The 22,422-nt window shown below is 72.0% G+C and carries 23 protein-coding genes, 1 tRNA gene and 1 pseudogene; 6 read left to right on the plus strand and 19 right to left on the minus strand.

What is annotated here, in order from left to right; all coding sequences use genetic code 11:
• Positions 1 to 2: 2 nt before the first annotated feature.
• The 7 genes from Vlu01_RS07620 to Vlu01_RS07650 all read right to left on the minus strand — a co-directional run bounded on the left by Vlu01_RS07620 (position 3) and on the right by Vlu01_RS07650 (position 5,655).
• Positions 3 to 950, minus strand: a complete 948-nt coding sequence (locus Vlu01_RS07620) for a DUF881 domain-containing protein (RefSeq protein WP_203995857.1) — start codon at positions 948 to 950, stop codon at positions 3 to 5.
• 9 nt (positions 951 to 959) lie between these two features.
• Positions 960 to 1,292, minus strand: coding sequence for a small basic family protein (locus tag Vlu01_RS07625; RefSeq protein ID WP_203995859.1), 333 nt, complete (start codon positions 1,290 to 1,292; stop codon positions 960 to 962).
• Complete coding sequence (locus tag Vlu01_RS07630) at positions 1,289 to 2,221, minus strand: DUF881 domain-containing protein (RefSeq protein WP_203995862.1); 933 nt, start codon at positions 2,219 to 2,221, stop codon at positions 1,289 to 1,291. Before Vlu01_RS07630 ends, Vlu01_RS07625 begins: the two co-directional genes overlap by 4 nt.
• Positions 2,218 to 2,850, minus strand: coding sequence for a cardiolipin synthase ClsA (gene clsA / locus Vlu01_RS07635; protein ID WP_203995864.1), 633 nt, complete (start codon positions 2,848 to 2,850; stop codon positions 2,218 to 2,220). Before clsA ends, Vlu01_RS07630 begins: the two co-directional genes overlap by 4 nt.
• 290 nt (positions 2,851 to 3,140) lie before the next feature.
• Entirely contained in the window at positions 3,141 to 3,611 is a 471-nt protein-coding gene (locus tag Vlu01_RS07640; RefSeq protein ID WP_203995871.1) for a MarR family winged helix-turn-helix transcriptional regulator, read from the minus strand.
• A gap of 56 nt (positions 3,612 to 3,667) precedes the next feature.
• The gene (locus tag Vlu01_RS07645; protein WP_203995872.1) at positions 3,668 to 4,846 is read right to left on the minus strand and encodes a PP2C family protein-serine/threonine phosphatase; all 1,179 of its coding nucleotides are present in this window, start codon (positions 4,844 to 4,846) and stop codon (positions 3,668 to 3,670) included.
• A 62-nt stretch (positions 4,847 to 4,908) separates the two neighbouring features.
• Positions 4,909 to 5,655: an SAM-dependent methyltransferase gene (locus tag Vlu01_RS07650; protein WP_203995874.1), complete on the minus strand. Its 747-nt coding sequence runs from the start codon at positions 5,653 to 5,655 to the stop codon at positions 4,909 to 4,911.
• A gap of 136 nt (positions 5,656 to 5,791) precedes the next feature.
• Between Vlu01_RS07650 and Vlu01_RS07655 the strand changes: the two genes are divergently transcribed.
• The 3 genes from Vlu01_RS07655 to Vlu01_RS07665 all read left to right on the plus strand — a co-directional run bounded on the left by Vlu01_RS07655 (position 5,792) and on the right by Vlu01_RS07665 (position 7,460).
• Complete coding sequence (locus tag Vlu01_RS07655; protein WP_203995875.1) at positions 5,792 to 6,673, plus strand: universal stress protein; 882 nt, start codon at positions 5,792 to 5,794, stop codon at positions 6,671 to 6,673.
• 110 nt (positions 6,674 to 6,783) lie between these two features.
• Complete coding sequence (locus Vlu01_RS07660) at positions 6,784 to 6,999, plus strand: phosphatidylethanolamine-binding protein (RefSeq protein ID WP_203995879.1); 216 nt, start codon at positions 6,784 to 6,786, stop codon at positions 6,997 to 6,999.
• Entirely contained in the window at positions 6,996 to 7,460 is a 465-nt protein-coding gene (locus Vlu01_RS07665) for a hypothetical protein (protein WP_203995881.1), read from the plus strand. The genes Vlu01_RS07660 and Vlu01_RS07665 overlap by 4 nt, the downstream gene beginning before the upstream one ends.
• A 16-nt stretch (positions 7,461 to 7,476) precedes the next feature.
• Here the strand turns inward: Vlu01_RS07665 and Vlu01_RS07670 are convergent, their stop codons facing one another.
• Positions 7,477 to 7,680 (minus strand): hypothetical protein, encoded by a 204-nt coding sequence (locus tag Vlu01_RS07670; protein ID WP_203995883.1) that lies wholly within the window; start codon positions 7,678 to 7,680, stop codon positions 7,477 to 7,479.
• A 129-nt stretch (positions 7,681 to 7,809) separates the two neighbouring features.
• Here Vlu01_RS07670 and Vlu01_RS07675 point away from each other — a divergent pair, with 129 nt between their 5' ends.
• The gene (locus tag Vlu01_RS07675; RefSeq protein WP_203995885.1) at positions 7,810 to 8,457 is read left to right on the plus strand and encodes an HhH-GDP family DNA glycosylase; all 648 of its coding nucleotides are present in this window, start codon (positions 7,810 to 7,812) and stop codon (positions 8,455 to 8,457) included.
• A gap of 6 nt (positions 8,458 to 8,463) precedes the next feature.
• On the opposite strand, the gene Vlu01_RS07680 is transcribed toward Vlu01_RS07675, so the two are convergent.
• From Vlu01_RS07680 to Vlu01_RS07725, 9 genes and pseudogenes are all read right to left on the minus strand, one after another.
• A complete protein-coding gene (locus Vlu01_RS07680; protein ID WP_203996031.1) occupies positions 8,464 to 8,649 on the minus strand; it encodes a hypothetical protein in 186 nt (61 codons plus the stop codon).
• A 71-nt stretch (positions 8,650 to 8,720) separates the two neighbouring features.
• Complete coding sequence (locus Vlu01_RS07685; RefSeq protein ID WP_203995888.1) at positions 8,721 to 8,918, minus strand: hypothetical protein; 198 nt, start codon at positions 8,916 to 8,918, stop codon at positions 8,721 to 8,723.
• A 45-nt stretch (positions 8,919 to 8,963) separates the two neighbouring features.
• Positions 8,964 to 10,718: a selenocysteine-specific translation elongation factor gene (gene selB / locus Vlu01_RS07690; RefSeq protein WP_203995890.1), complete on the minus strand. Its 1,755-nt coding sequence runs from the start codon at positions 10,716 to 10,718 to the stop codon at positions 8,964 to 8,966.
• A 2-nt stretch (positions 10,719 to 10,720) separates the two neighbouring features.
• A complete protein-coding gene (gene selA, locus Vlu01_RS07695; RefSeq protein ID WP_203995892.1) occupies positions 10,721 to 12,025 on the minus strand; it encodes an L-seryl-tRNA(Sec) selenium transferase in 1,305 nt (434 codons plus the stop codon).
• A 20-nt stretch (positions 12,026 to 12,045) separates the two neighbouring features.
• A tRNA-Sec gene (locus Vlu01_RS07700) sits at positions 12,046 to 12,141 on the minus strand.
• A 55-nt stretch (positions 12,142 to 12,196) separates the two neighbouring features.
• Entirely contained in the window at positions 12,197 to 13,216 is a 1,020-nt protein-coding gene (gene nrfD / locus Vlu01_RS07705) for an NrfD/PsrC family molybdoenzyme membrane anchor subunit (RefSeq protein ID WP_203995895.1), read from the minus strand.
• Positions 13,213 to 14,268, minus strand: a complete 1,056-nt coding sequence (locus Vlu01_RS07710; RefSeq protein ID WP_203995898.1) for a 4Fe-4S dicluster domain-containing protein — start codon at positions 14,266 to 14,268, stop codon at positions 13,213 to 13,215. The genes nrfD and Vlu01_RS07710 overlap by 4 nt, the downstream gene beginning before the upstream one ends.
• A 56-nt stretch (positions 14,269 to 14,324) precedes the next feature.
• A pseudogene (gene fdh, locus Vlu01_RS07715) lies at positions 14,325 to 17,561 on the minus strand (formate dehydrogenase); the annotation flags it as partial.
• A gap of 435 nt (positions 17,562 to 17,996) precedes the next feature.
• Positions 17,997 to 18,581 (minus strand): hypothetical protein, encoded by a 585-nt coding sequence (locus tag Vlu01_RS07725; RefSeq protein WP_203995908.1) that lies wholly within the window; start codon positions 18,579 to 18,581, stop codon positions 17,997 to 17,999.
• 460 nt (positions 18,582 to 19,041) lie between these two features.
• Between Vlu01_RS07725 and Vlu01_RS07730 the strand changes: the two genes are divergently transcribed.
• Positions 19,042 to 19,380 (plus strand): hypothetical protein, encoded by a 339-nt coding sequence (locus Vlu01_RS07730; protein WP_203995909.1) that lies wholly within the window; start codon positions 19,042 to 19,044, stop codon positions 19,378 to 19,380.
• Complete coding sequence (locus Vlu01_RS07735) at positions 19,377 to 20,048, plus strand: nucleotidyl transferase AbiEii/AbiGii toxin family protein (RefSeq protein WP_239095766.1); 672 nt, start codon at positions 19,377 to 19,379, stop codon at positions 20,046 to 20,048. The genes Vlu01_RS07730 and Vlu01_RS07735 overlap by 4 nt, the downstream gene beginning before the upstream one ends.
• A gap of 63 nt (positions 20,049 to 20,111) precedes the next feature.
• Here the strand turns inward: Vlu01_RS07735 and Vlu01_RS07740 are convergent, their stop codons facing one another.
• Entirely contained in the window at positions 20,112 to 21,014 is a 903-nt protein-coding gene (locus tag Vlu01_RS07740) for an SDR family oxidoreductase (protein ID WP_203995912.1), read from the minus strand.
• 158 nt (positions 21,015 to 21,172) lie between these two features.
• On the minus strand, positions 21,173 to 22,333 hold the full coding sequence (locus Vlu01_RS07745) for a geranylgeranyl reductase family protein (RefSeq protein ID WP_203995914.1): 1,161 nt from the start codon (positions 22,331 to 22,333) through the stop codon (positions 21,173 to 21,175).
• Positions 22,334 to 22,422 lie beyond the last annotated feature (89 nt).

The following is a 22,422-nucleotide window of genomic DNA, read 5'->3' on the forward strand; positions in this document are numbered from 1 at the left end:
CTTCAGGAGACCGGACGGGCATGTTCCAGCGGGCGGGGGTCGTGCAGCGCCAAGACCTCGGCAACCTCACGATCCTCAACGATCACGTTACCGCCGTCACCGGCCACCGACGCCACCACCCCACCAGGAATGTTGAGCGCCGTACGCATCGTCGCCGGATCACCCAACACGGTGATGGTGAACGGCCCCGTCAACCGACGCCCGTCCACCACCAACGACCCGTCCTTGCTCTCGTGGTCCAGGAAGTACGTCGACGCCACGATCCGCACCGTCGCCCGATCACCACCGGAAATCTGCATCGCCTCGGCCCCGGCACCCCGCAACTCCTGCACCGCGTCCAGCACCCGCATCGCCGAGATCGACTTCCCCGGCCCCGCGTCGAACCGCACCGCCAAACCCGGGCCCCGCGCCGGCAACGTACCCGCCAGGATCCCCAACTCGTCCGCCCGCCGGGTCGCCTCCTCCAACGCCGCCTGGCGGCCCTGCTCACCCGAACGCAACTGCCGCTGACTCTCCTCCAACGCGGCGACGTCCTGCCGCAACCGGATCTCCCGCGCCTCCAGGTCGTACAGAATCCGGACCAGGTCCTCCTGCCGCGCCGCCGCCAACGACGAATCCGTCGACGTCGTCTTCAACTGCACCGCCAGCGTGAAACCCAACAACCCCAGCAGCACACCGATCATCACCGCGGCCGAACTGAACCGTCGCCACGGCGACACCGCCGCAGCCCGCTCCTCCACCACCGCGCCACCCTCGGCGGACGCCGCCGCCACACCCTCGTCCGGCGCGGCCGACGGATCCTCGTCCTCCCCCGGCGGCGACAACGGGCTCAACTCGTCCGGATCCGGTGCCTCCGGACGCGGATCAGGCTCCCCCGCCGGACCATCCGGCCGCGCCGGCTCCGCCGGCTGCGGCCACCCCGTACCCGTCTGCGTGTGCTCGTCACTCACGGCACAAACCTACGCCCGGAACAGGTGCCGACGGATCGCCGCCACGTTGCCGAAAATACGAACACCCAACACCACCACCACACCGGTGGACAACTGACCGCCCACTCCCAACTGGTCACCCAGATACACGATCAGCGCGGCGACCAGCACGTTCGAGATGAACGACACCACGAACTGCTTGTCGTCGAAGATGCGGTCCAGCTTCGCCCGCACCCCACCGAACACCGCGTCCAACGCGGCCACCACCGCGATCGGCAGATACGGCTGCAGCGCCGCCGGCACCGTGGGATCCAGCCACAGCCCGAGCAACACACCGGCGAACAGTGCCAGCACCGCGATCATCGACCACCTCCGGAGGGACTGGGGGACGTACCCGAGCCGGACGACTCGTCACCGCCCGACGGCGACGCACTCGGACTCACCGAGGGCTCCGCGTAGCGTAGCCGCGGCTCCGGAGCAGCAGGCAGCGTCAGGTCATCGGCGTCGCGTACCGCGAACGACAACCCGTTCGCCTTCGCCACCTTGCGCATCGTCAACGCGCTGTAGCTCGTCTCGTACCGCTTACGCATTCCACCCGGCCCGATCGCGGCCACCTCGTACGGCCCGGTCACCGGACGGAAGTCCACCAGAATCGCCTGACCCGCGGAACGGATCGTCGACGTCGAGGTCAACCGCTGCCCGTTGATCGCGATCGCCTCCGCACCGGCCGCCCACAGATCATTGGTCACGCTCTGCAGATCGAGGTAGATCACCTGCGCCGGACCGACGTTGGCGCCGCTGAGCGAATCCTGGCCACCTGGCCCGTCCGCCAGCTCCACCACGACACCGTCACCGCGTACCCGCCCCAGGCCGGTGCTCGCCTCCAACTCGCGCAACCGGGCCGCGCGGGAACCACCCAACGCGGTCTCCCGCTGCCGGTTGACCTCCTCGCGCAACTGCTCGGCCCGCGTCGACAGAGCGTCGGTCTCGTTCTGCCGCTGCTTGATCTGCGCCACCAACCCGGAGCGGGCCTGAGCCCGCCCCGGCTCCTCGGCCACCGTCTGCCGGTAGGCCACCGCGAACAGGAAACCGAGCAGCACGATCACCACCAGGCCGACCGGTCCCACCGACCAGCCCGACCGCGCCGGTCGGCCAGTCTTCGCCCGCTGGGCCGCCGCGTCGGCGTACCCCGGATCCAACGGGTTGTGGAACAGCTCAGTGAGAAAGTCCGGCGTGAAGGCCCTCATCCCACGCCGGTTCTGCCCCGGCTCATCGCTCGTGCGCTCGCTCATGCCGCCGCTCCTTGCCGGCCGCGTACCGCCCGCACCAGATGCCGAGCCTGGACCACGTACAGCGCGCCGGCGACCCAGTAGAGCACCAGACCCCACCAGGCCAACGCCCAGCCGATCGCGCCGGCCACCGCCGCAGCCGTCGGCACCGCTGCGGCCAGCAGCAGGATCGGGAAGGCAGCCAGCAGCAGGAAGGTGGCCGTCTTACCGACGTAGTGCACCGGCGGCGGCCCGTACCCGTGCCGTCGCAGCACCCCCAACGAGCCCAACAGCAGCAGTTCCCGGGCCAGCAGCGCGGCGGTGAACTGCCAGGGCACCACCTCGCGGGCGGTGAACGCGATCAGGGTGGCGAGGATGTAGAGCCGGTCGGCGAGCGGGTCGAGCAACTCGCCCAACCGGCTGACCTGTCCCAGCCGCCGGGCGATCCAGCCGTCCACCCAGTCGCTGGTGCCACCGACGGCCAACACCACGATCGCGGCAGTGTCGGCACCAGCCACCAGGAACAGATAGAGGAAGAGCGGAACACCCAGTAGGCGGACGAAGCTGATCAGGTTCGGCCAGGTGAGCACCCGGTCGTCGGGTCGCTGCTCATCACCGTCACGGGCCTGCGACTGCTCCGCCCGACCCGACACCGATCCTCCTCCGCGACGCGTTCGGGCGCCCCCGGCCCTCAACCGCCGTGCGGCGTTGTACGCGTTGTTCAGCCGACTGGTGCCGGCGCCCCCAGTGATCCCGCAGCGGGATCGGTCCCTGACCCGCCGTCCATCGTCGATGATCACGGGCCGGTCGAATGCGCTGCCACTATAACGGGTCACTTTCGTGCTTTGGCTGCCCAGCGTGCTCGTGGCGGGATGTCGGTGAGCAGTCGTGGTGACGTGTGTTACCACGCGTAAGTCATCCTAGGACACTAGTGGAGCACGGATCAGGCGCTGCGGGCCTTCGTGCTCGTCTCCGTGTTCGCGGCCTGCACCCCCAACGCCGCCTGCCCGAACGCCGCCAACGCCCGCAACAGGTCCTGCTGCCCGCAGATCGGCATCCGATCGAGCACGGCCCGCACCGCCTCGTGGCGACGCGACCGCACCTCCCCCAGCAGCACTTCGGCGGCGGCGGTCGGGACCAGGCGCACCTCCCGGCGGTCCCGGGGGTCGGCTGTGCGGCGCACCAACCCGATCGCCTCCAGCCGGTCGCAGAGTCGACTGGCTGACGAGGGCACCACGTCCAACAACTCCGCCAGCCTGTTGACGTTGATCTCCGGGCGGGCGCTCAGCAGGGACAGCACCCGCAGCTGGGTCGGCGACACCGCGAGCCGGTGCCGGGAAACGGCGGAGTCGAGGACGCCCACCAGCGCTTCGGCGGCCGCGTCGATCGACGCGGCGAGATCCGGTCGCTCCACTCGATGTCCCCTGCGATTGTCCCGCTGGTACCGCACCGACCCGCCGGGCAGGCCGGTCAGCCCGGCTTCCGGCTGACCGTGCCACGCCAGTCCAGGCAGACGACGACCGCGTCGTCGCGCAGGTCGGTGTCCGCGTGGAAGGTCTGCAACTCCCGCATCACCGTACCAACCGCCTCGGTCGGCGGCTGCAACCGAGTGGCCCGCATCGCCCGGGCCATCGCCCGTTCACCGTACGTCTCCCGGCCGCTCGGATCGGCCGCCCACACCCCGTCGGAGACGACAAACAACCGGTCGCCCGGGTCGAGGTCGAACTCCTGCAGGTCATAGCGGGTCTCCCCGAACATTCCGAGGGGCAACTGCTGTTCGAGGGTGACCCGGGAGACGGTACCGCCGCGCAGCCGCACCAGGTGCGGTGAGCCGGCGTCCACCGCCCGCACCCGCCCGGTCGCACAGTCCAGTTCGAGCAGCAACGTCGCCACGTGCCGGTTCCCCCGATGCTGGTAGTAGACCGTGTCGGAGGCCAACTCGGCCTGTTCCACCAGCCCACCACCGGAGCGGCGGGCGTTACGCATCGCGTTCACCGTCACCGCCGTCAACAACGCGGCGGCGAGCCCGATGCCGTCGCCGTTGAGCACGGTGACGGTGAGCCGACCGTCGTCCAGGGACCAGTCGAAGTGGTCACCACCCACCGTGTACGCCGGTTCCAACTGGCCCGCCAGATGGAAGGAGTCGTGGCTGACACTGCGCCCCGGCAGCAGTTCCCACTGCAACTCGGCAGCCATGCTCAGCCGCTCCCGCCGCCGGGCCCGCCGGTAGCGGTCGGTCTCCCGGTCGGCCGCCCGCAAGGCCATGGCCATGTCCCCGGCGATGTCGACCGCCGCGCGCACCACCGTCTCCGGCGGCTCGTCGGGCAACTCGACCATCAGCACCCCCAGCCGCTCGCCCCACACGGACAGGGGAAGGTAGAGCCGGCACCCCCCGTCCTCACCGGACTCCCGAACCGGCTGCTGACTGCTGAAACAGCGCTGCACCGTACCCTGAACTGCCGGGGTGGCCACGCCAGGCCGGCGCGAGTCGAGCACCGGCCACAGCCCGCTGATCCGGTAGTCGGCGAGGAAGACGGCGGTGCCCGACGCGCCGAGCACCGACCGGATGGCCAGGTCGGCGGCCTCGACCACGCGGTCGGGCGGGGCCTCGCGCAGGGCGCGGGAGATCCCGGTTGGCGCATCCGCCATGACCATCCCTCCGAAATGCTTGCTCTGGGGCAAGCATCATACGGAGGCGGATCCACCCATGGTCACCCGGCCGACCGCACCGCGACCGCACCGTGGAAGGCATCCGGCACCTCCGCCGGCCGGCCCTCCGGTCGCCATCGGGTCACCGGCACGATCCCGTCCCCGGTGGGCGTCCACCGACCGAGCAACGGGGCGAACGCGGCCGGCGGACGCATCCGGAACGCCGGACCCATCATCGACAGCGCATCCGGATACGCGGCGAGTTCCTCGGTGTCGAAGTCGATCGCCAGGTGACTGCGCGGCGCCGCCGCCGTGTACAACTCGTCCAGGGTACGGAGGAGGGTGTCGTCGTCCAGGAACGCCGCCAGCCCGAGGAACACCACCCCCACCGGGCGACGGCCCCACCCCGGCACGAACCGGTGCAGCAGCACCGGGTCGATGGTGCCGATGTCGGTGGCGTCACCGAAGCCGTAACCCGCCCGATCGCTGCCGGAAAGGAGGCGCTGCCCGAGACGGATGGTGACCGGGTCGACGTCGGTGTAGAGGACGGTCGCGTCCGGCACCGCCTCGTGCACGTTGCCCATCGTCGGCACCCCGGCGCCGAACACCAGGAATTCGTCCACACCGGTGGCGGCGATCGCGCGTACGGCGCGGCCGAGGAAGGCGCGCAGCTCCCGGAAGACCGGGGCACACGGACCGTACGCCTGCTCGAAGGCGTGGGCGGCGGCCACGTCGACCGGATAGTGGTGCGCACCGCCAAGCCAAAAATCGATCATCCGTGCGGTACTCGGCTGGTCGGGTTCCACCATCGACCACGCTCCTCCCCGGCACTCTGCGCCAGCGTACCGATATCACGTCGCTCGCCGGTATCGGCCCGCCGGCCCACCGCAGACGGCGATACTGACCCAGAGCGGTCCCGATGACGGCCCAGCACGGGAGGCGACGGTGAACTCGGCGAGCGGCTCGGCGGTGCTGGTCGGGGTGGACGGCTCCGAGTCGGCCCGCGCCGCGGTACGACTGGCCGCCGCAGTGGCGGCCCGCCGCGACCGGCCGCTGCGGGTGGTGCACGCCTTCATCTGGCCGACGCTGCGCACTCCCATCCGACCCGCCACCGACGGTGCCCCCGAGGGTGGTCTGCGAGCGCAGGCGGAGCAACTGATCATCGCCGCCGTCGACGAGGCCGAGGCGACCGTCCCGGGGCTCCGGGTCACCGGCGAACTCGTCGAGGGTGAGGCCACCGCCGTGCTGCTCGCCGCAGCGCGCACCGCGACGATGGTGGTGCTCGGGCACCGGGGTGCGGGCGGGTTCGCCGCGCTGGTGGTCGGCTCGGTGGCGGTGAAGTTGGCCGCGTACGCCGACTGTCCGGTGCTGGTGGCACGCGGCGCGCCGCACACCGACGGTGCCGTCGTGGTCGGGGTGGACGGGTCCGAGTCGTCCCGCCGAGCCGTGGAGTTCGCCGTCCAGGAGGCCGCTCTGCGCGGTGCCGATCTGCGCGCCCTGCACGCCTACCGGCATCCCGTCTCCACCGGCCCGGGCGACATGCAACCGCTGGTGTACGACGAGTCCGAGTTGCGAGCCGACGAGGACCGGGCGGTGGCCGAGTCCATCGCCGGGCTGACCGAGCGGTACCCGGAGGTGCCGATCATCCGGGACTCGGTGCGAGGTCGCGCCGCCCGGGTGCTCACCGATGCCTCCCGCCAGGCCCAGCTGGTGGTCGTCGGGGGCCAGGGACACGGTGAGGTGACCGGTTTGCTGCTGGGTTCGGTGAGTCAGTCACTGCTGCACCACAGCCACTGTCCGGTCGCGGTGGTACGCGGCCCCCGGTGACCGGTCGGCACGGTTGGCGGCGGTCCAGGCGGGTAGACGGGCCGCGTACGCCACCGGCGACGACCAGAGGGGTCACCGACGCCACCGGCGACGACCGTGAGGAGACAGCGATGCCAGGACCTCGACCCGGCAGCAACGCCTACGACAAGCAGCGCGCCCGCCTCCGTAACGCCATCGACGGCTCGGGGCGGCGCACCCCGGATCAGAAGGCCGACGAGGCGGCCAACCGGATCCTGCGGGAGGATCAGGGCCGTCGTGGCATCGTGCGGGGCGAACGCACCTACGGCCCGAAGGGCAACCGCGAGCCCGGAGATCCGAAGAAGTGAGAGCCGCCGACCTGACCGACGGCCTCATCGCCGGGGCCGTCGGCACCACAGCGCTCAACGTGGTCACCTATCTGGACATGACCGCCCGGGCCCGGCCCGCCAGCCGAACGCCGGAGCAGAGCGCCGGAAAGCTGGCCGACGCTGTGCAGGTGTCGCTGGGGTCACCGACGCAGGCGGCCAACCGACGCGCCGGCCTGGGTGCCCTGATGGGTTACGGACTCGGCGTGGCCACCACGGTCGGCTTCGCGCTGCTGACCCGGGGTCGCCGTCAGCCGCTGCTGCGAGCGTCCGCCCTGCTCGGCGGGGGCGTGATGACCCTGGCGGACGGATCGTTGACCCTGCTCGGGGTCACCGACCCGCGTACCTGGCGGCGCGCCGACTGGCTCGCCGACATCGTCCCGCACCTCGCCTTCGGGCTGACAGCCGCAGCCACCTGGAACTGGCTGCGGCCGTCGGAGTAGCGCGGAATTCCTCGTATCAGCGGCGGTCGCTGTCGTCCTCGGCCACCGGCTGGCCGCTGGGACCGTACGGTGACACCTGGCCGTGCGGCACCGGGCGGCCGGCGTCGCCCCGCGACGAACCACGGTTACGGGGGTGGCCGGCCGGATCGGGGCCCTTGTTGTCCTGGCTGGTCTCACCGAGGGCGTTGCGTCGGAGTTCCTGCTGCTGCGGGTTCGTCACGGTCTTCTCCCTTCGCCGGTGCGCGGCACGACGCCGCGTCATCCGCGGCATACCCGCCGCCGTCGGCGGCATTCCGGTGCGGCGGCCACGACGAGGGCTATCCGGGTCGCCGGTGGGTACACCCGGAGGATGGGCGACCAACGGGCGTTGGCGCGGGCCCTGCTGACCCGCCGTACGTACGCCGAGGAGGCCGGCATCACGCTGGCCGACCGACCAGCGCCGCTGTACCAGCTGCTGGTGCTGGTCACCCTGCTCAGCACGCGGATCCGGGCGCAGGTGGGAGTGGCGGCGGCCCGGGAACTGTTCGCGGCCGGTTACCGCACCCCGCAGGCCATGGAGGCCGCCAGCTGGCAGGAGCGGGTCGACGCGTTGGGGCGCGGCCACTACCGCCGCTACGACGAGCGGACCGCCACGATGCTCGGCTCCGGCGCCCGACTCTGCCTGGACCGCTGGCACGGCGACCTGCGGCGGCTGCACCGGGAGGCCTCCGGTGAGCCGGCACAGCTGCGGCGGCTGCTCACCACGTTCCCCGGTATCGGGCCCACCGGCGCGGACATCTTCCTGCGTGAGGTGCAATCGGTCTGGCCGCAGGTGCGCCCGTACGCCGACCGGCGGGCGGTGGCCGGCGCGCGGCGACTCGGGCTGCCCGCCACGACGGACCGGTTGGCCCGGCTCGTCGACGACGTCGACTTCGGCCGGCTCGCCTCGGCACTGGTCCGGGTCGCCCTCGGCGAGGAGTCGGCCGGGCAGCTCAGCCGCAGCGCCGCCGCCCGCTGAACGCCGTCACTTCGCCGCGTCGCCGCCGGGTTTCGTCAGGTGCCACACCAGCAGCGACGCCAGCAGTGCCAGCACCACCAGCCCGCCGGAGAGACCGCGACCCTCCTCGGCGGAGCGGCCGGTGGTGCCGAAGTAGATCACGGCGAGGCCGGCCAGCGCCGCGACCACCTTCCGGATGCCTCGGTCCTTCACAGTGGCACCGTACGGACAACGACCCCATCACGGGGGTATTACCCTGATTTGTCCCCCGAGCGGGGCCCTGCTCAGTCGACCTCCAGGTCGTCGAGGGAGATTTTGTGGCTCATCAGCCACCGGGCCAGCGCCGCCATGCCGAACAGCCACAGCGGCGCGGACTCCGTCGTGCCGTTGGTCGCGTAGATGGCGAACCGCAGATCCGGCGCCCGGTACGCCTCGATCCGCCACCGGTGCTGCCGGTCCCGCCAGACCGCGGAGGGATCCATGCCGTCACGGTAGGTGCCCGGCTCCAGAGCCGGCCGGTGATGGGCTCAATTCACCACCACCCGGGCGTCGTCGGGTAGTCGACGGGTGAGTCCCTGCCGGTCCAGCAACTCCAACAGCGGCACCGCCACCCGGCGGGTGGTGTCCAGCGCCTGCCGAGCGGCGCTGAGCGTGAACGGCTGCGGCAGCCCGGTCAGCACCCGCACCGCCTGCTGCGGTGCGCTGGGCGGCAGCAGCACGTTCCCGGTCAGCCGAAGCAGCGCGCCGGCCCGCACCGCCGCACCGATCTCCCGGGTACCGAGCCCGACGGCGGTGAGCCGGTCAGCGTCGGGCGCACGGAACGGATGGGCCGCGAAGTCGTCGCCCACCAGGGCCAGGGCGCGGGCCACCGGCTCGGGCAACGAGGCCGCGCCGGGCGCCACGACCCGGCCCGCGACCATCCGCAGCGGCGGCCGGACCAGGGCTTCGACCAGGGCCCGGTCCGGCAGGTCCAGACGACGGCGCAGTTCCTCCAGGGGAGCGCCCGGCGCCAGCGGATGCGTACGGGCGTGCTCGGCCACGGCCGCCGCGAGGCGATCGCCCAGCCGCAGCCAGTGTTCCGGATCGGCCAGCCAGTCGCCCGCCACCGGGGCGAGGGTCACCGGAACGCCCGCCCTGACCAGGTCAGTCACCCGTGCCAGGCCCCGGCGGCGCAGCTCGCCGGCAGCATCGGGACGGCCATCCAGCATGCCCAGCACCGCCGCCCGGGCCGCCGCATCGCCTCGACGCCGAAGCGGCGGCGGCATGACGTCGAGCACGGTGACCCCACCGGCGACGTACCGGCGGCCCGGATCGCGCAGCAACGCCCGGTCCCCCACCACCAGCGGCAGCGGACGACCCAGCCGCAGCCGGGCGGTGTCCGCGCCCAACGGGCGCACCCGCACCGGCACCGCGGCCGAACCGACGTGCAGCGTCAGCGTCACCGGCAGCTCGCTCACCGGCGCACCGGCCAGTCGCACGTCGACCATGTCGGTGGCGCGGAACCGCCCCGGGGTGAGCAGGGCGTCGCCGCGGCCGATCCGGTCGCGGGCCACCGCCCGCAGGTTGACCGCCACCCGGGCCACCGGTACCACCTCGTCGCAGGCGGCACCGAGCTGCTGCAGGCCCCGAATCCGCATCACTTCGCCGCTGCCGGCCAGCTCCAGTTCGTCGCCGACGCACAGCCGACCAGCGCCCAGCGTGCCGGTGACCACCGTGCCGCTGCCCCGGACCGTGAAACAGCGGTCGACCCAGAGCCGGACCGGGCCTTCCGGCGTCGCCACCGGCACCCGGTCGGCCAACCGGTCCAGCGCGGCCCGCAGATCGTCCAGCCCGGCACCGGTGACGGCGCTGACCGTGACCGCCTCCACCGCACCCAGCGAGGTCGCCGCCAACTGCGACCGGGCCCCCGCCAGGGCCGCGGCCGGGTCGGCCAGGTCCGCGCGGGTCACCACCAGCAGGCCGTGCCCGACACCGAGCGCGTCCAGGGCGGCCAGGTGCTCGGCGGACTGCGGCATCCAGCCCGCGTCGGCCGCGACCACCACGACAGCGGCCGGTACCGGGCCCGCGCCGGCCAGCATGTTCGGCACGAACCGCTCATGCCCCGGCACGTCGACGAACGCGACGGTACGACCCGACGGCAGCGCCGTCCAGGCGAACCCGAGATCGATGGTCATGCCCCGGCGGCGTTCCTCCGCCCACCGGTCCGGTTCCATCCCGGTCAGCGCCCGCACCAGCGTGGACTTGCCGTGGTCGACGTGCCCCGCCGTGGCCACCACCAGCATGGTCAGTCGTCTCCCGGCACGGCCAGCACAGCGGCACGCAGGAGCCCGTCGGCCCGCTCCGGCACACAGCGCAGGTCGAGCAGCAGCCGACCACGGACCACCCGACCCAGCACCGGCGGGTCACCGGTACGCAGCGGGCCGGCGTACCGCTCAGGCAGGCTCAGCGCCCACGAGTCCAGTTCGACCCCGGGAGCGCCGCCGCCACCGACCACCGCCACGGACGGCACCACCTCGACCTTGCGGCCGTCGGCGGCGAACATGTCCCGTAACCGTTCGGTCCGCTCGCGCAGCGACGCCGCGTCGGCGTGCAGCGCACGGCGGGTGGGGGTGGCCGGGTCGGCGAGCGTGCCCGCGAGCGCGGCCAGGGTCAGCTTGTCCACCCGCAACGCCCGTGCCAGCGGATGCCGGCGCAGCCGCTCGACCAGGTCGGCGGTGCCGAGCAGCAGCCCGGCCTGCGGGCCACCGAGCAGCTTGTCGCCGCTGGCGGTGACCAGCGACGCCCCGGCGCGCAGCGTACTGGCGGCATCCGGTTCGTCCGGCAGCAACGGGTCCGGTACGAGCAGCCCGGAGCCGATGTCGACGATCACCGGCACACCGAGCCCGGCCAGCCGCCGCACCGGCACCGCCGAGGTGAAGCCGGTGACCCGGAAGTTGGACGGATGCACCTTCAACACGAACCCGGTACCGGGTCCGACCGCGGCGGCGTAGTCGGCGAGGGTGGTCCGGTTGGTGGTGCCCACCTCCCGCAATCGCGCACCGGTGCTGGTGAGCAGGTCGGGCAGCCGGAAACCATCACCGATCTCCACCAGCTCGCCCCGGCTGACCACGATCTCGGCGTCGGCGGCGAGCGCGGTGGCCGCCAGCACCAGCGCGGCGGCACCGTTGTTGACCACGTGCACCGCCTCGGCAGCCGGTACCGCGGCGGCCAGGGCATCCAGCGCCTCCCGCCCACGGCGGGCCCGCCGCCCGGTGCCCAGGTCCAACTCGACGTCGGTGTACCCGGCGGCGGCGGTCACCGCCGCCAGCGCCGCCTCGGAGAGGGCGGCCCGCCCGAGGTTGGTGTGCAGCACCACCCCGGTCGCGTTGAGCACCACCCGCGGCACAGGCGGCGGCAGCGCGGCCAACGCGGCGTCGCGTACCTCGGCGGGGTCGATCTCACCTCGGCGGGCCCGCTCCTGAGCCTGCCGCACCGCGCTGCGCACCCGGTCGCGGCCCACCGCGACGGCGGCCGCGACCAGCGGCGGCTCCGCCAACAACGCGTCGGTACGCGGCACCCGGCGCCGCGGATCCGCGCCGCCGTCGCTCATCGGGTCATCTCCTCGCAGCCTGGCGGAGACGGACGGGAATCGAACCCGCCTGGCCCGGATCCCGGACCACACCGGTTTTGAAGACCGGGAGGGGCACCAGCCGCCTGAACGCCTCCACCGGCCATTGGATCACAGCTCGACGGCGGGTGTGCGGCCGAGTCGGCACCACGGCTACCGGTCGGATTCGGCCGCTCGCCGGTCGAGACGTGCCCGCTGCGGCACCACCGTGTACTTCGGATCGCGGGCCGAGGCGACACCGGCGTGGAAAACCCCGAACCGGGTCGCCACCGACGCGGCCAGCAACGCGGCACCGGAGACCGCCGACACCAGTCGGCTCCGCCGACCCAGCAGCGCCCCGGCCACCCCGGCGACGGTCAGTGCCCGCCCGGCGCGTAGCAGACGACCGGCCCGACCCGTCCGATAGGGCTCGCTGAGCAGGCCGAGACGATTCTCCACCCGGTGCGCGCCGAGAAGTTCCAGCCCGGCACCGGCCACCGCCAACCGCCGCGCCGGACCCGCCTCCGACGGGGACACGGCGAGCAGACCCACTCCCGCCCCGCTGGCCAACGCGCTGCCCGCGAAGACGAACGGCAGATCGGCGTACGCCTCGTGCCAGGACGGCACGGCCGTGTCGGCCAGCAGCACCGCCGTGTACGTGCCCAGAGCCGGCGCAGCCACCGCGGCGGCCAACCCGGCGGCGCTCCCCACCGGCGGCAACACCCGCCGGGCCACCCCGAGCGGCCCCCGCGTGGGTAGCAGCGGCGCCGCCTCGGCGACCGCGGCCAACCCGGCGGCCGGACCGTACGCGGTGAGGATCCAGGTGCCCACCGACATCGGCGAGGTCGGCTTGGCCACCCGCAACATGTGGTGGAACCGTTCCGGCCGACCCAGGTCCTTGACCAGCAGGCCGGCGCTGGCGGTGACCGCGGCCAGCGCGGTGAACCGACCGGCACGGCGGACCTCGGCGCGCCCGGTGAGCTGCCCGCCCGCCGCGAGCAGCGACGAACCGGCGGCCACCCCGCCGGTGAACAGGTAGGCGGCGATCTCCCACGTCCACACCGGCGGCTTCAGAATCGGCCGACCGTAGTAGGAGGTGAACTTCGCCGGCGGCACGGTCAACTCCTCACCGCCGCGACGGCCCGCCCGGAAGCGACGGAACCGGTCGCCGACGGCCGGTCGATCCGGGTTCACCGCCGACCGCCGAGGAACGCGCCGACCGCCGCCGCCGTCATGGCCAGCGCGGCCAGCCCCGCCCGGCGCCACATCGCCGGCAGGTCCCGGGTGGTGACCTGCGGGTCCGGTGGCAGGCCGTACACCTCCGGCTCGTCGAGCAGCAGGAAGAACGCGCCATCGCCGCCGACGCCGTCGTGCGGGTCGTGGCCGTACAGCCGTGCCTGCGGCTCCCCGCGCTCCCGCAACGTGGCCACCCGCGCGGCGGCCCGCTCCCGCAACTCGTCAAGGGGGCCGTACTGGATGGACTCGGTCGGGCACGCCTGCGCGCACGCCGGAGTCAGCCCCGCGCCGATCCGGTCGTAGCAGAGCGTGCACTTCCACACCCGCCCGTCATCCACCCGCCGGTCGATCACCCCGTACGGACAGGCCGACACGCAGTAACCGCACCCGTTGCAGATGTCCTCCTGCACCACCACCGTGCCGAACTCGGTGCGGAACAACGCCCCGGTCGGGCACACGTCGAGACAACCGGCCCGGGTGCAGTGCTTGCACACGTCCGACATCATCAGCCAGCGGAAGTCACTGCGCCCCTGTGCACTGCCGGTACGTCCCGGCGGCCCGGACGCCGGCATGCCGAGGAACTCGGTCATCCGGGCAGCGGCAGCCGGTTCACCCGGCAACACACCCGGCTCGGTCCCGGTCGGGTTGGTGGAGCCGGCCGACCGGGCGGCGGAGGCCGCGCTGGCCGACGCGTCGGTCGGGTTCCCGCCCGCCGGCGGAGTGCCGTGACCGTCGGGCCGGTGCTGTTCGACGAAGGCGACATGCCGCCACGAGTTCGCCGTCAACGCGCCGGTGTTGTCGTAGGACATGCCCAGCAGGTCCAACCCGGAGGTGGGGACCCCGTTCCACTCCTTGCAGGCCACCTCGCACGCCTTGCAGCCGATGCAGACGCTGGTGTCGGTGAAGAAGCCCATTCTCGGCGGTGCGTCGACCCAGCCGGCCGAGGTCGCCGGATCAGCCGCCGACACCGCCGACACCGATGCGGCGGGCCGGCCAGGCGAATCGACCATCAGCGGTTCCCCTCTGCGTCACCGGTGGACCCGGACGGCTCAACCGGCACGCCGGGAGTGACCGCCGGCGGCAGGACACCCGGCACGATGCCGGCTCTGGTGCGGTAATCCTGCACGAGTTCACCCAGCGCCACCCCGGTGGGCCGCCGACCCGGCCGCACGTCACAGGTACCGATCTTGCTCTCCTGGATCAGCACGTTCGGGTCCAGGGTGATGCCGAACAGGTCGTTGGCCGAGTCACCGGTGACCAGACCCTCGAAGCCGAAGTGGTACGGCAGCCACACCTGGTGGATCACCCGACCGTCCACCGACAGCGGCACCAGCCGATCGGTGACCAGCACCCTGGCCTCGATCGCCGCGCGGGCGCTGATCAGGTGCGCCCAACCGAGATGGGTCAGCCCGACCAGTTCCGCCAACTCCGGAGAGACCTCCACGAACATCTCCGGTTGAAGCTCCGCCAACGGGGCGACGGTACGGCTCATCCCGCCCGCCGTGTGATGCTCGGTGAGCCGGCTGACCGTGAACACGTACGGAAAGACCTGATCGTGCTGCTGCGGTGGGCTCGGGTTCGTCGAGTTCACCGGATGGTCGTACATCTTGCGGGTCGGATTGGCCTGCTGGCCGTAGAGCGGGTTGCGCACCGGCGACTCGGCCGGCTCGTAGTGCGTCGGCAGTGGCCCGTCCAACACCCCACTCGGCGCGTACAACCAGCCCTTGCCGTCGGCCTGCATGACGAACGGGTCGTCACCGGCCAGCGCCGCCGGCCCGGTGGCACCCTCCGGTGGCCGGTACGACGGCGGTTTCGTCAGCTCGAAGTCCGGCACATCGTGGCCGGTCCACCGCCCGAGGTCGGCGTCCCACCAGACGTACCGCTTCCGCTCGCTCCACGGGCGGCCCTGCGGGTCGGCGGACGCCCGGTTGTAGAGCAGCCGCCGGTTCGCCGGCCACGCCCAGCCCCACTCGGCGGCCACCCAGTCCTGCTCGTGCCCCGGCCGACGCCGGGCCGCCTGATTCACCCCGTCGGCGTACACCCCGGTGTAGATCCAACAGCCGACGGCGGTCGTCCCGTCGTCGCGGGCCTCGGTGAACGCCGACAACGGGCGGCCGGTGGTCGTGTCGTACCCGTTGATTTCCCGCAGCACCGCCTCGGCGTCCGGCTCGTCGTGCCGGCCGTGCGTGGGATAGTCCCAGGTCAGGTCGAGCAGCGCGCGGTCACGCGGCAGGGTCGAGCCGGCCAACTTCTGCCGCAGCCTGCGCCCGAGGTGGTAGAAGAACCACAGTTCGGAACGGGCGTCGCCGGGCGGATCCACGGCCTTCTCCCGCCACTGCAGCAGCCGCTGGGTCTGGGTGAAGGTGCCCTCCTTCTCCACATGGGACGCGGCCGGCAGGAAGAACACCTCGGTGGCGCACTCCTGCGGCACGATCTCCCCGGTGGCGACCTCGGGACCACGCTGCCAGAACGTCGCGCTTTCGATCATGAACAGGTCGCGGACGACCAGCCAGTCGAGGTTGGCCATGCCCAGCCGCTGCGCCCGACCGTGCGCCGAGCCGACCGCCGGGTTCTGGCCGAGCAGGAAGTAACCCTTCACCTTGCCGTCGATCATGTTCAGCACCTGCTGGTACGTGCCGTGATCACCGGTCAACCGGGGCAGGTGGCCGTAGCAGAAGTCGTTCTCCTCCGTCGCCGCGTCACCCCAGTACGCCTTCAGCAGGCTGGCGGCGTAGGCGCGGGCGTCGCCCCAGAAGCCCTTCTGGCCCGGATGCCGGATGCTGTCCACCCAGGCGTCGAAGTCGGGATGCCGGGCGTGGTGCGGCATCGGCAGATAGCCCGGCAGCAAGTTGAACAGGGTCGGAATGTCGGTGGAGCCCTGAATGCTGGCGTGCCCGCGCAACGCCAGCACCCCACCACCGGGCCGACCCATGTTGCCCAGCAGCAGTTGGATGATCGCCCCGGTGCGGATGTACTGCACCCCGACCGTGTGCTGGGTCCAACCGACCGAGTAGATCAGGCAGCCGGTGCGTTCCCGCCCGGAGTTCTGCGTCCAGGCACGGGCCAACTCCAGGAACTTCTCCCGGGGCACACCACAGACCCGTTCCACCATCTCCGGGGTGTAGCGGGCGAAGTGCCGCTTGAGGATCTGGTACACGCAGCGCGGATGCTGCAACGTCTCGTCCCGCCGCACCTGGTGGGCGACCGGCGCACCGTGCGACTCGTGGCGCAGACCGGCCGCGGTCTCCCGCTCCCCGGCCGTCAGGCCACTGCCGGAGTCCCGCTCGTGGCCCGCGTACTGCCAGCTGTCCTGCACGTAGCTGGCGGTCGCGGGGTCGAAGCCGGAGAAGATCCCGTCGGCGTCCTCGGCGTCGACGAAGTCGTCACTGACGATCGTCGCCGCATTGGTGTACGCCAGCACGTACTCCCGGAAATCCAACTCGTTGCTGAGGATGTAGTTCACCACCGCGCCCAGCAGCGCGATGTCGGTGCCCGCCCGGATCGGCAGGTACGCGTCAGCGACGGCACTGGTACGCGTGAAGCGCGGGTCGATGTGGAAGACCTTGGCCCCGCGCCGTTTCGCCTCCATCACCCACTGGAAGCCCACCGGATGGGCCTCGGCCATGTTGGAACCCTGGATGACGATGACGTCGGCGTTCGCCACGTCCTGCTGAAAGTCCGTCGCGCCACCGCGACCGAAGCTGGCCCCCAGACCGGGGACGGTGGCGGAGTGTCAAATACGGGCCTGGTTCTCGATCTGAAGCGCCCCCATCGCGGTGAACAGCTTCTTGATGAGGTAGTTCTCCTCATTGTCCAGGGTGGCCCCGCCCAGGCTGGCGATCCCCAACGTACGGTTCAGCGGCCGACCCTCGGCGTCGACGTCCTCCCACGTCTGCTCGCGAGCCGCGAGCACCCGGTCGGCGATCATGTCGAGCGCGGTGTCGAGGTCCAGGTCCTCCCACTCGGTGCCGTACGGCCGCCGGTAGCGCACCGTGGTCTGGCGCAGCGGACTGGTGATCAGGCTTCGACTGGCGGTGCCCTTCGGGCAGAGCCGACCTCGCGAGATGGGGCTGTCCGGATCGCCCTCGATCTGCGTGACCTGGCCGTCGGTGACGAAGACCCGCTGCCCACAGCCCACAGCGCAGTACGGGCAGACGGACCGGGCGACCCGGTCGGCGTCCTCGGTACGGGGGGTCAGTGCGGCGCTGCGGGGCGAACGTGCCGCCGCACCCCGGCCCAGGGGGTCGGTGCCGGTGAGCTGCCGGTAGACCGGCCAACCCAGCAACCTGTCCCGCAGTCCCACGCTCGACACCTCCGGTTCGACCTTAGGACAGTGCGACCGGATCGGCGACCCTCCTACCGGAACCACAGCACGACGTCGCCCCCGGCCCGAGATCGGGCCGGGGGCGACGAAGGTGCCGGTGTGCAGGTCGCCTCTCGGCGAGTGGCGCGACGCGGCTCCAGCCGAACGGTATTCCGCGAAGGCAATTTAGGTGAGGCCCGGGGACACTGAAACACACCGACACCCGAGTCAACAGGTTACCCGCTCTTCTTCTTCCTACCCATGCCGTGACCCACGCCACAACCCACGCCACAACGGCAGGTAGGCGGAACGTGGCCCCCATCTGGCCGGGACCGCAACCGGGGCGCGGCGTATTACACCCGGGCCGGCGCGGGCCGTCAGACGCCGCTGGCCGGCACCCGGGTTCGGGTGCCGGCCAGCGGTCTTGTTTGTGGGTCAGGCGTTCCAGTGCTCGGCGACCAGGTCGGCGGCGAGCTGTTCCCACTGGGCGTAGTGGTCCGGGTACGCCGAGACCTGCACGGTCTGGGCGGCCTTGGTCAGCGGCATGTCCTGCCAACCGTCAACCTGCTTGAGGCCCTTGAGGAACGCCAGGGTCGAGTACTCGGGGTCGGTGATCTGCTCGACCGTGCCCCAACCACTGGACGGGCGCTGCTGGAACAGGCCCTGCGAGTCGTGGTCGTTGCGGTCACCCAGGTGACCCAGGTTCTCCAACTTCGACTCCTGCAGCGCGGTGGCGATGGCGACCACGGCGGCCCGCTCGTCCATCCCGGCCTTCTTCGTCGCCGCGATGATCGCCTTCGTGTTCGCCACCTGCTCGTCAGTCAACTCGATCGTCGACTGACCCGCCGGGGTGCCGTGCGGCAGCAGGGTGGCGGTGTCCGGCTTGTCGGCCTGGACGGCGGCGATGGGCGCGGTCGGGGTGGCCGGGGTGGTGGCGTGGTTGAGGGGGCCGGCGGCGAGGCCGGCGGCGGCGGTGAGTCCGGCGATTCCGATGATGCTCTTGCGCAGCATGGTGTTCATGGGGGAACTCCTTCGCGTTCGGGGGTGAGACGTCGCCTTGTGCGGGGGTGACGGGCGACGTCGCAAGACGGCGGAGAAGAGTGGTGTGATCCGGCCGGAGGGGGGTGGGCCGGGAGGGCGCGTGGGGCGGGGCCACTTCACGTGCCGGGACCATGTGTAACGACTGACCGGGGCGGGTCATTCCCGGATCCCGTCGCCCGCGGCGTCGGTGTGCTCCTTGGTCAGCCACCCGTTACAACACCGACCCCCGGCCGATGATTCCACCCGGCCACCCGCCACCGGGTCCGGAAAACCGGACACCCGGCACATCCGGACCGTCTCCGCCCACGACGAGGGTGTGGCCCGCCGTGCCCCGCGCAGGGATCAAGCCTGACCGCCCGGAACCGGGCACGGCGGGCCACACCCCACCAGCGTCAGATCATCGGCACGAGCCGACCCGATCTGGGGTTACCCTGACAGCATGCAGGCCGTCTCCCCCACCGCGACCGTGGCGCACCTGGCGCGACCCGGCCGTCCCGCCGTGGTGGCCCGGACACTCGCCGAACTGCGTGGGCCCACCCGAGGGGTGGTGGAGCTGCCGGTGCGGCTGATGTGGTGCGCCGACCGCGCGTTCGACCTCGCCGACCCCGACCAGTTGCTCTGGCTGTACGAGAACGTGCTGCGCGAGACCGCGCACGTCGACGACCTGCGCCGGCTGGTCAACGGGCGGACACTGCGCCGGGTGTGGAAACTTCTCAACCTGCCCCGAGGCGTACGGCAGGCGTGGGAAAGCCGACACCAGGGCCTCCGGTCGGCGTGACCGGGGCATCCCCCACCGCGCACCCACACGAGTTCTACCGCGAGGTCGCCCGGATCGCGTTGACCGTCGCCGGGCCGTACCGCTTCGTCCTCGGCGGCGGGGTGGCCTGGGCCGCGCACGGACTGGTCACCCGCCCCACCGAGGACGTCGACCTCTTCGCCGATGTGGAGGGCGCCGCCGCCGCGGCAGCCGCGGACGTGCGGGCCGCACTGGAGATCGCCGGGTTCGAGGTGGCCGACGCCGACCCGGACAGCGAACTCGGTGACCTCTTCGACGGCTTCGACCGGGATCTGCGGGACTTCGTGGTCACCCGGGACAACCGGCAGATCCGCCTCAGCCTGGCCCGCCTCGACCGGCACCGCAGCCCGGTGGTGATGGACCTCGGACCGGTCATGGACGTGCGAGACCTCATCGCCAACAAGACCGCCGCCCTGATCAACCGACGCGAGGTGCGCGACTACATCGACGTGGCCTCCGCCCTGGAGCACCGGTCCGTGGCGGAACTGCTGGAACTCGCCCGGCAGCTGGATCCCGCGCTCGACGACGAGGACGTGCGCGCCGCCGGCCGGTACCTCGACCGGATCCCGGACCGCCGGTTCACCCGCTACGGCCTCGGTCCCGCCGACATCGGCCAGGTCCGGCGGCAGCTGGCCGACTGGCCCCGCTGACCCGGCCCCGCCGACCCGCACCGGGTCAGCGGGGCCGCAGCGTCGACGGGGACGGCCCGCCCGTCACTTGGTGAAACGGCCGCCGGTGACGCCCAGGACCTCACCGGTGATGAAGCTCGACTCCTGCGAGGCGAAGAAGACGTACGCGGGCGCCAACTCCGCAGGCTGACCGGGCCGGCCGACCGGGGTGTCGGTGCCGAACTGTTCGACCTTCTCCTCCGGCATCGTCGCCGGGATCAGCGGAGTCCAGATCGGCCCCGGCGCCACCGCGTTGACCCGGATCCCCCGATCGACCAGGTCGGCGGCGAGCGCCTTGGTGAAGTTCGCGATCCCCGCCTTGGTGGTGGCGTAGTCGAGCAACTGCGGTGACGGGTCGAAGGCCTGGATCGAGGAGGTGTTGATGATCGTGGACCCCTCACCCAGATGCGGCAACGCCGCCTTGCACAACCAGAACATCGCGTACAGGTTGGTCTTGAAAACCCGATCGAACTGCTCTGTGCTGATCCCGGCGATGCCCTTGTCCTGCGCCATCTGGTACGCCGCGTTGTTCACCAGGATGTCGATGCCACCCAGGTCACTCACCGTTCGTTCGATCAACACCTCGCAGTTGCGCTCGTCGGCGATGTCACCTCGGACCGCGACACCCTTTCGACCGGCCGCCTCGATGAGTCGTACCGTCTCCCGCGCGTCCGCGTCCTCCTCTTCTCCGAGGTAGGAGATGAGGACGTCGGCGCCCTCCCGGGCGTACGCGATGGCGACCGCCCGGCCGATGCCCGAGTCACCTCCGGTGATCAACGCCTTCTTGCCGTCGAGCTTGCCGGTCCCCCGGTACGAATCCTCGCCGTGATCCGGCTTCGGTGACATCTCGCTGGTCCGGCCCGGTGGGCTCTGCTGCTGGTTCGGCTGCCCCGACTGCTGGCCGTACTGCTCGGTCGGGTCCTGCTGGGTGTGCTGCGTCTCGCTCACGAACGTCTCCTCGCCCGGGGTCGCGGGATTGCGGTCCCGCAAGCCCCTACCCGGAGGACGCAGGTGGAAACACTGGCGGTGGGCATGGTGTGCAGGTCACCGCGCGTAAGGCATCCTAGGATCCTGGACAACTGGATCAGGTACGGGCGGACCGACGATCAGTCGGACACGCGCACCAGCGACGCCGCCCTCGGGCCGGGCAGCCGGTCCGCCAGCGCCAGCGCGGCCCGGACCGGCAGCCGCCCGACCACCTCGTCGAAGTCGGCCTGCCCCAGACAGAACCGGGTGAACGCCCGCCAGCCCGGCGGTGTGGCGAGCAACGCGTGGCAGGCCGCGGGTCGCTGGGAGAAGACGTCGAGCAGCCGCCGCCCCGCCCGCATGGCCGGGGTCAGGCGCTCGGTGACCGACCGTTCGTAGCGGGCGAGATCCGCAGCAGCCACCGCCGCACCAGCCAGCTCACCGGAGCGCAACGCATAGCTGATCCCCTCCCTGGTCCAGGGCTCCAGCAGGCCGGCGGCGTCACCGACAACCAGCACCCGACCACGTCGCAGCGGCGAGTCGTCGGCCCGGCAGCGGGTCAGGTGGCCGGAGTCGTGCGTCGGCACCACCTGGGCCAGCCCGAGGCGGTCGACGAACCGCCGCAGGTACCGCCGGGTCCGCTCGCCCTCGCCCCGACCGGCGATCACGCCGACGGTGAGTCGGTCACCCTTCGGAAAAACCCAGGCGTACGAGCCGGGCAGCGGGCCCCAGTCGAGCAGCGCCCGCCCCCGCCAACGGGCCTGCTCCGGCGGCGGTACCGGCAACTCCAGTTCCAGCCCCAGGTCCACCTGACGGTGACGCACCCCCACGTGCCGGGCGCTCACCCCCGACGAGCCGTCGGCACCGATGACGGTACGGGCCAGGAGCACCTCACCGTCGGCCAGTCGCACGCGCACGACGTCAGGGCCCTGCTCCACCGACCGGACGGTCGCTCGCTCGCGGAGCTCAGCCCCGGCGGCCACGGCGACAGCCCGAAGCCGGTCGTCGAACTCCCCCCGGCGCACCATGCTCACCAGCGGCCCCGCACCATGGCGGCGAGTGAAGCCGCCCCGCCCGTCGAGGGTGAAGGTGATCCGGTCCACCAGGTCATGGGCCGGTACCTCGATCCGTCCGGCCAGCGCGGCCAGCGAGGTGCCGATCAGACCGCCACCGCAGGTCTTGTACCGGGGATGCGCGGCGCGCTCGACGACAAGCGTGCGTACTCCTCGCCGCGCGGCGACGAAAGCGGCGGAGAGCCCGGCGGGACCACCGCCGATCACTATGAGTTCCCAGACGTTCACCGGTGCAGGGTAGATCAGCGGAGACGCGCCACGGGGCAGGCGTGGGGCGGGCATCTTTTCCGGCGCGCCGGGTAACCGCCCGCCGCAGA

Source organism: Micromonospora lutea (assembly GCF_016863535.1).
Classification (GTDB): domain Bacteria; phylum Actinomycetota; class Actinomycetes; order Mycobacteriales; family Micromonosporaceae; genus Micromonospora; species Micromonospora lutea.